The sequence below is a fragment of the Pseudoalteromonas sp. S8-8 genome, from assembly GCF_000497875.1.
In the GTDB taxonomy this organism is placed as follows: Bacteria; Pseudomonadota; Gammaproteobacteria; order Enterobacterales; family Alteromonadaceae; genus Pseudoalteromonas; species Pseudoalteromonas arctica.
Genome location: NZ_AUTR01000061.1, coordinates 15,446 through 28,208, shown reverse-complemented (window position 1 = coordinate 28,208; position 12,763 = coordinate 15,446). Strand labels below are relative to the sequence as shown.

Annotated in this window: 8 protein-coding genes and 3 tRNA genes; 10 read left to right on the top strand and 1 reads right to left on the bottom strand. The window is 37.7% G+C overall.

Going from position 1 to position 12,763, the window contains the following annotated elements:
• The first annotated feature begins 3 nt into the window (after positions 1–3).
• The 5 genes from L659_RS0118870 to L659_RS0118845 all read left to right on the top strand — a co-directional run bounded on the left by L659_RS0118870 (position 4) and on the right by L659_RS0118845 (position 4,263).
• Positions 4–79, top strand: a tRNA-Glu gene (locus tag L659_RS0118870).
• A 183-nt stretch (positions 80–262) separates the two neighbouring features.
• Positions 263–338 (top strand) — tRNA-Glu (locus L659_RS0118865).
• A gap of 93 nt (positions 339–431) precedes the next feature.
• Positions 432–507: transfer RNA gene (locus L659_RS0118860), tRNA-Glu, on the top strand.
• Between the two features lie 371 nt (positions 508–878).
• Positions 879–3,746 carry a M16 family metallopeptidase gene (locus tag L659_RS0118855; protein WP_024591535.1) on the top strand — a complete coding sequence of 956 codons (2,868 nt, stop codon included), beginning with the start codon at positions 879–881 and terminating at the stop codon, positions 3,744–3,746.
• 250 nt (positions 3,747–3,996) lie between these two features.
• The gene (locus tag L659_RS0118845; protein ID WP_024591534.1) at positions 3,997–4,263 is read left to right on the top strand and encodes a DksA/TraR family C4-type zinc finger protein; all 267 of its coding nucleotides are present in this window, start codon (positions 3,997–3,999) and stop codon (positions 4,261–4,263) included.
• Positions 4,264–4,546: 283 nt separating this feature from the next.
• Here L659_RS0118845 and gloA read toward each other — a convergent pair whose 3' ends face one another.
• Positions 4,547–4,948: a lactoylglutathione lyase gene (gloA, locus tag L659_RS0118840; RefSeq protein ID WP_024591533.1), complete on the bottom strand. Its 402-nt coding sequence runs from the start codon at positions 4,946–4,948 to the stop codon at positions 4,547–4,549.
• A gap of 647 nt (positions 4,949–5,595) precedes the next feature.
• Here gloA and L659_RS0118835 point away from each other — a divergent pair.
• The 5 genes from L659_RS0118835 (at position 5,596) to L659_RS0118815 (ending at position 12,757) form a co-directional block, all read left to right on the top strand.
• Positions 5,596–6,474, top strand: coding sequence for an NAD(P)-dependent oxidoreductase (locus tag L659_RS0118835; RefSeq protein WP_007585320.1), 879 nt, complete (start codon positions 5,596–5,598; stop codon positions 6,472–6,474).
• Positions 6,475–6,622: 148 nt separating this feature from the next.
• Positions 6,623–8,881: a polysaccharide lyase 6 family protein gene (locus L659_RS0118830; RefSeq protein ID WP_024591532.1), complete on the top strand. Its 2,259-nt coding sequence runs from the start codon at positions 6,623–6,625 to the stop codon at positions 8,879–8,881.
• 5 nt (positions 8,882–8,886) lie between these two features.
• Entirely contained in the window at positions 8,887–11,097 is a 2,211-nt protein-coding gene (locus tag L659_RS0118825) for a heparinase II/III domain-containing protein (RefSeq protein ID WP_024591531.1), read from the top strand.
• Between the two features lie 5 nt (positions 11,098–11,102).
• On the top strand, positions 11,103–11,447 hold the full coding sequence (locus L659_RS0118820) for a cupin domain-containing protein (protein ID WP_002962963.1): 345 nt from the start codon (positions 11,103–11,105) through the stop codon (positions 11,445–11,447).
• Positions 11,448–11,449: 2 nt separating this feature from the next.
• Positions 11,450–12,757, top strand: coding sequence for an MFS transporter (locus tag L659_RS0118815; protein WP_007585328.1), 1,308 nt, complete (start codon positions 11,450–11,452; stop codon positions 12,755–12,757).
• Positions 12,758–12,763 lie beyond the last annotated feature (6 nt).

Sequence of the window (12,763 nt, the reverse complement as noted above, 5' to 3'; positions counted from 1 at the left end):
TGTGTCCCCATCGTCTAGAGGCCTAGGACACCGCCCTTTCACGGCGGTAACAGGGGTTCGAATCCCCTTGGGGACGCCACTTACTTATTTTAAGTATTGTGTAAAGCAGTGTGACACCGCACTCTCTATGCACGACGTTATCAAGAGTACTAATCTCTTGGGGACGCCACTTACTTATTTTTAATAGGAAAGTGAAGTGTTATTAAGAAAGCTCGCCTGAAACGAGTCTAAAAATTCAGTTGTCCTAGTGACACATTTATGTGTCCCCATCGTCTAGAGGCCTAGGACACCGCCCTTTCACGGCGGTAACAGGGGTTCGAATCCCCTTGGGGACGCCACTTACTTATTTTTAATAGGAAAGTGAAGTGTTATTAAGAAAGCTCGCCTGAAACGAGTCTAAAAATTCAGTTGTCCTAGTGACACATTTATGTGTCCCCATCGTCTAGAGGCCTAGGACACCGCCCTTTCACGGCGGTAACAGGGGTTCGAATCCCCTTGGGGACGCCACTTACTATTTATAGTATTGTATTAAGCAGTGCGACACCGCACTCTCTATGCACGACGTTATCAAGAGTACTAATCTCTTGGGGACGCCACTTACTATTTTAAGTATTGTATAAAGCAGTGTTACATAACACTCTATATGCACGATGTTATTAAGAGTATCAATCTCTTAGCTATGTCATTTACTACTTAGATAGGGAAGTGCAGTGTTATTAGAATAAAACCACAAATTAATACCCTCATTTTACACTTCATTCTTATATCAATCTATTTACACTTTGTTACAAAACCAAACCCATAATCGCTCCATATTCCTTGTTGTACTTTTAATTAGTCTTTAAACTCATTGAGTTAATTTAAATATGGACTAAAAAATGAAACTCACAAAAATTGCACTTGCTGTTTTACTTGCATCAGGGTTGGCTGCATGTAATAGCTCAACTCAAGCTGTTGATAAAAATATTGTTACAGAAACATCAATTCCTGGCGTTACACTTATTGAATCAGTGAAATCTAATGCAGGTGAAATCAACATACCGTATAAAAAATATAAACTAGATAACGGTTTAACTGTAATTGTGCATGAGGATCATTCAGATCCCTTAGTACACGTTGATGTAACATACCACGTTGGTTCTGCTCGCGAAGAGTTGGGTAAGTCAGGCTTTGCTCACTTTTTTGAGCATATGATGTTTCAAGGTTCAGAGAATGTTGCTGATGAGGAACATTTTAAAATAATATCTGAAGCAGGCGGTACTTTAAATGGTACAACTAACTCAGATAGAACAAATTATTTTGAAACAGTACCTGTAAATCAATTAGAAAAAATGTTGTGGCTAGAAGCTGATCGAATGGGCTTTTTACTCGATGCTGTAACCCAAGAAAAATTTGAAGTACAACGCGAAACAGTAAAAAATGAGCGCGGCCAACGTGTTGATAATCGCCCTTATGGTCGTTTAGGTGAACGTGTTGCTCAAGCGATGTATCCAGATGGTCATCCATATTCATGGCCAGTAATTGGTTTTATGGACGATCTTAATCGCGTAAATGTAAATGATTTAAAAGCATTCTTTTTAAAGTGGTATGGTCCTAATAATGCAACGCTTACTATTGGTGGCGATATCAACGCTAATGAAATACTGCCATTAGTTACTAAATACTTTGCACCAATTCCAAAAGGCCCTGAAATCCCTACAGTAGAAAAAACAGCTGTAACACTAGATGCTGATAGATATATTTCAATGGAAGATAAGGTACATTTACCTTTATTAAGTATGAGTTTCCCAACTACTTACGCTCGCTCTGAAGATGAAGCACCTCTTGATATACTTGCTGAAATATTGGGTGGTGGTAATAATTCACTACTATACAAAAACTTAGTTAAAACTCAACTTGCTGTTCAAGCAAGTGCAAATCATCCATGCCAAGAGTTAGCGTGTTCAATTAGTCTTTATGCTTTACCAAATCCTACAGCAGGGAAAACGTTAGCTGATATGGAAAAAATCATTCGTGATTCATTTGTTGAATTTGAAGAGCGTGGCGTTACACAAGATGATTTAGATAAAGTAAAAGCTAAAATAGAATCGGGTGCAATTTTTGGTCTGCAAAGCGTATCAGGAAAAGTCTCTCAACTAGCCGCGTCAGAAACGTTTACAGGTAACCCAAATTCAGCTAAAGATGAGATTGCACGTTATAACAAAGTTACAAAAGCTGATGTTATGCGTGTTTTTAATCAATATATCAAAGGTAAATCTGCCGTTATTATGAGTGTTGTACCAGAAGGGCAAACTCAACTTATAGCTGCTCCAGACAACTTTACGCCTAAATCGCATGATTTTGGAGGTCCATCTACAACTTCAGCTGATGATTTAGTGGCACGAAGAGCTGTTGATACATTTGATCGAAGTGCTCATCCAGAGGCCGGCGCAAATCCTGCTGTTGATGTTCCTACTCTTTGGCAAACTAAGACCGAAAACGGTATTAAAATATTAGGTACTCAAAGTACAGAAACGCCAACTACCGCTATTTTCATTAAAGTTCCGGGTGGCCTGTACAGTGAGCAAGCTAGTAAAGTGGGTTTATCATCAATAACTGCATCGTTAATGAGCGAGTCAACGCAAAACTACACTACAGAGCAGATGAGTAACGCGCTTGAAAAACTAGGTAGCCAGGTAAGTATCTACTCAGATAAAACACATACAAATGTGTATGTTTCTAGCTTAACCAAGAATGTAGATGCAACGCTAAAGCTTGTCGAAGAAAAGTTATTTAAACCAGCATTTAATGCAGATGACTTTGAGCGTAATAAAAAGCAAATCATTCAAAATATTCAACATTCAATGAAGGATGCTGGGTATTTAGCATCTAATACATATAGTAAATTACTATATGGCAACAATATAGCTGCACTTCCAAGTACTGGAACGCTTAATAGTATAGAGGCTATTACACTTGCTGACGTTAAAGCTTTTTATAGCGCAAACTTTAAACCGCAGGGCGCTCAAGTAATTATTGTTTCTGATTTAAAAGAGTCAACAATTGAACCAAAAGTTAAAGCTACACTTACAAATTGGAAAGGTAAATCGAGCTTAGTAGCGGTTGATTTCAGTGAACCTAAAGTAGAAACTAATGTAATTTATTTGGTTGATAAACCAGACGCTCCTCAATCAGAAATTCGTATTGGTAAACGCGATATGGTTGAAGATATTACAGGTGAGTTCTTTAAAGCTAACTTGATGAACTTTGCACTTGGTGGCACGTTTAACAGCCGTATCAATTTAAATTTACGAGAAGATAAAGGCTACACTTACGGTGCTCGCTCTCGTTTCTGGGGTGATAAAACATCAGGTGGCTTTACCGCTTCTGCAGCGGTGAGAGCCGACTCTACTGCAGCGTCTATTACAGAGTTTACTAATGAGCTTAATAACTATGCTCAAAACGGTGTCACTGACGAAGAGCTTATGTTTATGCGTAAGGCTATCAATCAAAAAGATGCGCTTAAATACGAAACGCCTAATGCAAAACTTGGCTTTTTAGCACAAATATTAGAGTTCGATTTAAAACCTAGCTTTGTAAAAGAAAGAAATGAGATTGTTAGCAATATTAGCAAAGAAGAAGTTAACGCCTTAGCTAAAAAACACTTAAATACTAAAGACATGATTTATTTAGTAGTGGGTGATGCTAAAACACTTCGTCCAGAGCTCGAAAAATTGGGTATGAAAGTTGTTGACTACAGCCTTTAATATTTAAATAAATGATTAGAATTATAAAGCAGCTTTTTTAGTTGCTTTTTTTTTGCCTAATTGTAGAGTGTTGAATTTTTTGTGAAGTAGATTACAAAGAGCAGCTACAGCGTCTTTCCTTAAGATATAAAATATAGTTTCGTAGCTTAAGCCTTCAAATAACACCCCATTCCTAGCTCTTTTATTCAGTACTTATAAAGATTCGATTTGGTAGCATAAATTTAAACATCCAACTTTATTAGGAGGATTTATGGCAAGTGGATGGGCACGAGACGGTGCAATTCAAGATCAAATTGATGCGAGTGTTAATGACGCCGTACAGTATGCAAGAAGCAATTTAATATCTGGCGCAAGTGCAGAGCTATGTGATGAGTGCGATGAGAAAATCCCACAAGCACGAAGACTCGCGTTACCAGGAGTGCGCTACTGTGTTGCATGTCAAGCTGCAATAGAAGGTAATGATGCTAGCGCTAAATCGTTTAATAGACGTGGCAGTAAAGATAGTCAGTTGCGTTAAAAAGGTGCTGAAAAGCACCTTTTTACTTAATACCAATCTGCATAAATATTTGAACAATTTATAAAATTAAACCCCTCCATAGTTATACCAACCAGCATAAATCTTTGATCAATTTAACGAATTAAATTGCACTATAACGTCGTTAAAAATTTTTATTTAGAACAACTAGATACAAAAATTTTTGCCTAGTCCTAGCGTAATTTTCTTAACGTTAAATAGACCCCATATATAAGCAGATTGGCATTAAGCAAATTGTTATAACTTGAATTAGTTGGTAGGTAATTTAAAATTTACTCATGTCATCTTTTTTCTGAATTAGCTCAATTGCATAGCCATCAGGGTCTTTTACAAAAGCAATTTCAGTAGTGCCGCCTTTTACTGGTCCAGGTTCACGACTAACATTACCACCGGCTGCTCTAATATCAGCACAGGCCTTGTAAATATCATCAAACTCAATGGCAATATGACCATATCCATTACCCAGGTCGTAGCTATCTTCGTCCCAGTTATAAGTTAACTCTAATACTGTATTATCTGCTTCCTCGCCATATCCAATAAAAGCAAGAGTGTATCTGTATTCACTGTTATCAGCTCTGCGTAATTCTTTCATACCTAATACTTCAGTATAAAAAGCAATTGATTTGTCTAAATCCGCAACACGCAGCATAGTATGTAATAAACGCATTATTCAGTTCCTTTAGTGATTTTTCAAAGTTCAGTATATTTTTAACTAAGCGCTATTATTAGGCGCATTTTGTGGTTTTTATATGTATTAGCCATATATGTAGGCGTTACGTACAAATCACAACCTCAATACCATTTAGAGTTGGAAGCTGTTCACGTATGGTCTTTATAATTTTACCAATAACATCAACTGTAAATTACCAATTAATGAACTATTTTATTGAATTTTGCATATTTAAATAAAGAACACTCAATTATTGGTCAACCTATTAGTATAAAAAAAGTTACTGATTGTTCAACAAAAATTAACCTATGTCTGATTGGGTTTGTTATGTCTAACTATTTGTTTTTAATTGATATTAAATTTATTTGTATGTAATTTGTAAAAATACGGGATTTACTTGGTTAACTTATTGGTTGACAAAAAAGGCGTATGGTAATACAGTTTTTGCATACCAATTGGTAAGTTGCTTGGTTTGAGTGAATACAATGTATTGGTAATTAATCAGAGTTACGTTTTGCACAGGTTAATTTATAAATAACTCAAGCTTAAAGTTACTCTACAAATTGAAACAAAGACACAGCGTATTTTAAAGTAGATTTTACTTGTTCTTATAAAAGTATGCGCCACATATTTAGGAGTTATTCATGTCAAAACCAGTCATCGGTTTCATCGGCTTAGGCTTAATGGGCGGCAACATGGCCGAAAATTTACAAAACAAAGGCTATGAGCTAATTGTTATGGACCTTAGCAAAGATGCGGTTGCAGCATGTGTCGCTAGAGGCGCAAAAACAGCAAGCACTGCTAAAGAGCTAGCTGAAGGTTCAGATATTGTTATGTTTTGTCTTACAACTTCTGCCGTTGTAGAAAAAATCATTTATGCAGAAGACGGTATCCTAGCGGGTATTAAAGAAGGTGCAGTACTAGTTGATTTTGGTACTTCTATTCCATCATCTACTAAAAAAATTGGTGCTGATTTAGCAGCTAAAGGCGCAGGCATGATTGATGCTCCTCTTGGTCGTACACCAGCACATGCTAAAGACGGCCTTTTAAACATCATGGCTGCAGGCGATATTGATACATTCAATAAAGTTAAACCAGTACTAGAAGATCAAGGTGAAAACGTTTTCCATCTTGGCGAGCTAGGTGCAGGTCATACAACTAAGCTTATCAACAACTTCATGGGCATGACTACAGTATGTGCTATGTCACAAGCATTTGCAGTTGCAGAGCTTGCCGGTGTTGACCGTCAACAACTTTTTGACATTATGTCGACTGGTCCATCTAACTCACCGTTTATGCAATTTTGTAAAAACTATGCAGTTGATAATGTTAGCGACCTTGGTTTCTCGATTGCTAATGCAAACAAAGATTTAGGCTACTTCCTACAAATGGTAGAAGACCTAGGTACTGAATCAAAAATCGCTGAAGGTTCATCAGCTAACCTACAAGCAGCGTTTGACGCTGGTATGGGTCAAGGTAACGTTCCTGAAATTTTTGATTACTTCAAAAAGCTAGAAAAGTAATACTTCTCGACCTTATTGAGCGCTTTAAGCTTTTAGCTTAAGGCGCTTTAACACACATGACACCAATTGACTAAAGTCTTTGTGCAATGTCAGCTTTTTTAAATTCTGATGAAGCACTACTTTCAGTCACAACGAAAAAGAGTTAACTATGCGTTTGATTAACACAATAAAGCTTAGTCTAGTTCTCATCGGTTGCATATCCACACAAATAGCGGCCAAAGATTATTTTGTAGAAAGTAAACAAGCTTTTAATGATATCGCAGCTAATCTAGTTGCTGGCGACAAAGTAGTACTTAAAAATGGTACTTGGTCTGACTTCGAAATCCTACTTGAAGGCCAAGGTACAAAAAACTCTCCTATTTTATTGACCGCTGAAACTAACGGTAAAGTAATTTTATCGGGTCAATCGAACCTAAGACTTGCAGGTAAATACCTTGAAGCCTCAGGTTTAGTATTTAAAGACGGCTACACACCGAGCTCAGCTGTAATAGAGTTTCGTAAAAATAAAAATGAATTAGCCTACAATTCACGAGTTACTCAAACAGTAATCGATAATTACAGTAATCCAGACAAACGAGAGTCTGATTATTGGGTTGCATTATATGGACAACATAACCGCTTTGATCATAGCCATTTAGTTGGCAAACGAAATAAAGGTGTGACAGTTGCTGTTCGTTTAAACACTCAAGCAAGTCAGGAAAACTATCACCGCATAGACAACAACTATTTTGGCTACCGTCCAACTTTTGGTTCAAACGGTGGTGAAACCCTGCGTATTGGCACCAGCCATTACTCATTAACTGATTCGCATACATTGGTAGAAAATAACTATTTTGAACGCACCAATGGTGAAGTAGAAATTGTGTCGGTTAAGTCAGGTAAAAACATCCTTCGTAATAACGTATTTTATGAAGCGCGCGGTACATTAACGCTGCGCCATGGTAACGGTAACCTTATAGAAGAAAATATTTTTATTGGTAATGGTGTTGACCACACAGGTGGTATTCGCGTTATCAATAAAGACCAAATTGTAAGAAATAACTACCTACAAGGTCTAACAGGGTATCGTTTTGGCAGTGGTTTTACTGTGATGAACGGCGTACCAAATTCATCTATAAATCGTTATCACCAAGTTGAAAATGCGACAATTGAAAACAACACATTTATAAATGTGCGTCATATTCAACTTGCCGCTGGTAGCGATGCTGAGCGTAGCGCTGCACCTAAAGATAGCGTAATGAAAAACAACTTAATCATAAATCAAGATGGTGAACAGCCATTTACAACATTTGATGATGTAAGCGGGCTGGTACTAAGTAACAACATTGCTGATACAAAAGTACTTTCTGAGCTAACGTACGGTGTAAAAAAAGAAAAAATCACGCTTAAAAAAGCAAGTAATGGTCTACTTTACCCAACATCTAAAAGTTTAAATGTAGGTGCAAAGCGCGATTTAAAAGTACTTAAAAAAGAAGATACCGGTGTTAGCTGGTATGCAAAAGTACCTGCTTTAGTTGATTTTGATTCTGGTAAGACACATTCTGTTAAAGCTGATGTAAGTGCATTACTAGACGCTATTGATAATGCCGAGTCGGGCGATGTTCTAGAACTAGCGCCTGGCCAGTATGATGTTTCTAAACTGGTTAAAATTGATAAAACGTTGACAATTAAAGCAAAGCAGAACACAAAGTCTAAACTTACTTTTCAACGCTCTACCTTGTTTGAAATACATGATGGCGGCAGCTTAAAACTAGATGGTTTATCTATTTCAGGTGAAAACGCGCCAGATGCAATAGGTAACAGCATTGTTCGTACGCAAAAATGGGGTATGGTTGATAATTACCGCTTTGTAATGACCAACTCAGAGTTAAATGCTTTAGATATTAATCATTCATTTCATTTCTTTATCACTGGTAAAGGTGCAATGGCTGACGAAATTATTATTACAGGTAATACCTTTAATACAGTAACAGGTGACATTTTACGTCTAAATACTGAAATTGAAGACTTAGGTGTTTATAACGCGGAATACGTTATTATAAATAATAATACATTTAATGATGTGCAAGGTGGTGTACTTAAGCTTTACCGTGGTGGTACTGATGAAAGTACATTTGGCCCTCATTTTGAAATGACAAATAACACGCTTAATAACGTTGGCCTTGGTAAGCGTAACAAAGAGCAAGCGAGCATTTATGTTCACGGTGTTCAGGTTACTAATATCAAAGATAATAAATTTGTTAAATCTGCTCCTATTGTTGTAGAGCACACAGTAGGCGAGCCTAAAACTGAAATCTCAGACAATACATTTGATGCAACCAAAGCACCAAGTGTTAAAGAGTTAAGAGTTAAAGGCCCACATACAGCAGTATTAAAAAATAACAACATTTTAAATAAGGCAGGGTAAATACTATGTACTTATTAAAATGCCAAACAGGTTTTAAAATAGCGGCTGTAGCAGCACTTACATTACTTACATCATTGGGTGCTCATGCAGCGCACCCAAACTTAGTAATTACTACTGATGACGTAAGTCATATGCGCCAAGCAATAGGCAGCGAAGGTAAATTTTCTACTGCGTTTGAGCTATTAAAAGCGCAAGTAGACGAACAAATAGCTCAACCAATTGCGGTACCTGTACCAAAAGATGGTGGTGGTGGTTATACACATGAACGCCACAAAAAAAATTATCAGCTTATGTATAACGCAGGCATCATTTATCAACTAAGCCAAGATGATAAATATGCAAATTACGTGCGTGATATGTTGCTTGAGTATGCAAAATTATACCCAACGCTTGGTCTGCATCCAAAACGTAAAATGGACTCGCAAAATCCAGGTAAGTTTTTTTGGCAAAGCCTAAATGAAGCAATGTGGCTTGTGTACACAATACAAGCTTATGATCTAATTCATGACTCGTTAAATGCCGATAACATTAAAACAATCGAGGATGACTTACTACGTCCTGTTTCGTTGTTCACATCAGTAGGCCAACCCTCTACATTTAATAAAGTACATAACCATGGAACATGGGCAACAGCGGGTGTTGGCATGGCAGGGTATGTATTAGGTGAACCTGAGTGGGTAGAAAAATCATTATACGATTTAGAAAAGTCGGGTAAAGGTGGCTTTATTAAGCAGCTAGAAATGCTGTTTTCACCACAAGGTTACTATAACGAAGGTCCTTACTATCAACGCTTTGCACTATTACCCTTTGTAACGTTTGCTAAAGCGATTGAAAACAACGAACCACAACGAAAAATCTTTGAATATCGTGATGGCATATTATTAAAAGCGATTGATACGACGATTCAACTTAGCTACAACGGTTTGTTTTTTCCAATTAACGATGCAATAAAAAGTAAAGGTATCGATACTATTGAGTTAGTTAATGGTGTAACTGCAGCGTATGGATTAACTAACGACGCAGGCTACCTTGATATTGCTAAGCAACAAGACCAAATAATTCTCTCTGGTGATGGACTAAAAGTAGCTCAAGCACTTGATAACAACATGGCAAAACCTTATTCGTTTAAATCTGTTGCCTTCGGCGATGGTAATGACGGTAAACAAGGTGCTCTAGTTGTAATGAGAACGCAGGTAGGTGGCGATCAAGCTCTACTATTTAAACCTGCTGCACAAGGCTTAGGTCACGGTCATTTTGATAAACTAACATGGCAGTTTTACGACCACGGTAATGAAATTGTATCTGATTATGGCGCAGCACGTTTTTTAAATGTAGAAGCTAAATACGGCGGTCGTTATTTACCTGAAAACGAAACTTACGCTAAACACACTGTTGCGCACAATACGGTAGTGGTTGACGAAACAACGCATTTTAATGCAAATGTTGAAGTAGGAAATAGTAATTACCCTACACTTAACTTTTTCGAAACGAATGAATACGGCACGGTTTCAAGCGGCGAAATAAGCACAGCTTATAAAGGCGTTGATCTTGAGCGTACGCTTGCACTTATTAACTTACCTGAACTACAAAGTACAGTTGCACTTGATATATTTGATGTTGCAGCAAATAAAGCACATCAGCTTGATTTGCCTTTGCATTATAAAGGTCAGCTTATAGATACCAGCTTTGAGCTAAAAGCGAATGCAACACAACTGTCTGCATTAGGTACTAAAAATGGCTACCAGCATCTATGGCTTAAAGCTCAAGCGCAACCTCAAAGTGGTTTAGCTAAAGTAACGTGGTTAAACGAAAATGGTCGCTTTTATACGCAAACGAGTTTGGTGAAAGGTGATGAGTCTTTCTTGTTTACTCAAATAGGCGCAAACGACCCTGATTTTAACTTACGCAACGAAAACGGTTTTATTCGTCGTGTTGAGGGTCAAAAGCATCATAAATTTATATCTGTATTAGAGCCTCACGGTGAATACAATCCAAGTAAAGAATATACGTTAGAAGCTGTTAGTAGAGTTACAAAGCTTGAATATAGTCAGCAGGGCGATTTAACACTTGTTGAACTTGATATTAAAGGCAAGTCATATTTAGTGGCTATTAATAAAGCACCAACCTCAGCTAAAAATACATTCAATTATCAAAATAAAGAGTTCACTTTAAATGGCCGATTAGGCGTTTATATGATGAACAATAATCAGGAGTAAATAGGATGCAAAAGCAAAGCGCAAACTTTTCATTTGGCAACGAGACTGAAATTGAAGATTTAGGAAATGGTCTAAAACGTCAAATGCTAGGTTACAACGAAGAGCTAATGGCTGTTAAAATTTGGTTTGAGAAAGGGGCTATTGGCTATAACCATGCTCACAGACATTCTCAAGTAACGTATGTTGTTGAAGGTGAATTTCACTTTAACATTGATGGCGTAACTAAAATCTTAAAACCGGGTGATAGCTGCTTAATCCCACCATTTGCTGATCATGGAGCTACCTGCCCAACAGGCGGAATCCTGATTGATACCTTTAGCCCAGCGCGTGAAGACTTTCTTGAGGATTAATTATGCAACTTAAAGGCTTACGTTGGTGGGTTATAGCGCTAATTGCGCTAGCTACCATTATTAACTATATCGACCGTCAAGCACTTAGCGTGCTTTGGCCTGATATTGTTGAAGATTTATTCCCTGATGAATCAGCATTAGAACGCAAACAAATATACGCTAATATTTCAATTGTGTTTGTATTTGCTTATGCATTTGGTCAGGCCATATTTGGTAAAATATTTGACTGGGTGGGAACACGCTTCGGTTTTGTTTTATCGATAGGTGTTTGGTCTATTGCAACCGTTGCCCATGCATTTGCACAAGGTGTACTTAGCCTTAGTATTTTTCGCGCAATCTTAGGTGTAGCCGAAGCTGGTAACTGGCCGGGCGCAGCTAAAGGTAATGCTGAATGGTTTCCTACTAAAGAGCGCGCCTTAGCACAGGGTATTTTTAACTCTGGCGCTGCTATCGGCGGTATTATTGCGATTCCTTTAATTGCATACTTAACTATCTACTTTAGCTGGCAAATGGTGTTTGTTTTTGTTGGTGTATTAGGTTTTCTTTGGTTAGTGCCTTGGTTAATTTTAGTTAAAGCGCCGCCTAGCTCTCACCCTTGGCTTACTGCCGAAGAACGTGAATATATCTTAACAGGTCAAAGACGTGTTGATGATAATGGCGATGTGACTGGCGAAGATGAAGAAGAATATAACCCGTCTACTGCTGAGTTACTCTCTCGCAAACAAAGCTGGGGTGTAATTATTGCCTCTGCTGCGATTGACCCTATTTGGTGGTTATTTGTTTTTTGGATACCTATTTACCTAAACGAAGTATACGGCATGGATGTTAAGTCTATTGGTATATACGGTTGGGTTCCTTATGTTGGCGCTATGTTTGGTGCATGGTTTGGTGGCTTACTGGCACAAAATCGACTTAAAGCCGGATGGAACACTGATAAAACACGTAAGTTAACTATTACGCTAGGCTGTTTAATTATGCTACCTGCGTTACTTGCAATGGCAAATCCAGGCGGACCAACGACAGCGGTACTAATTATGGCTGTTATTTTATTTGGTTTTCAAACTGCAATTGGTAATGTGCAAACACTACCAAGTGATTTGTTAGGCAAAAAAGCTGTAGGTACATTATCAGGTTTCTCTGGTATGGCGGCAAAACTTGGTGCTGTAGGCCTTACATCGCTTGTGCCTATTCTTACTGCTGATGGTAACTATACACCAGCATTTGTTATTGGTGCTTCTTTAGCCATTATAGCAATGGCCGCTGTTTGGATTTTAATTCCAAAAATAGAACCTCTTAAAAAGCCTCAATAATCTAGA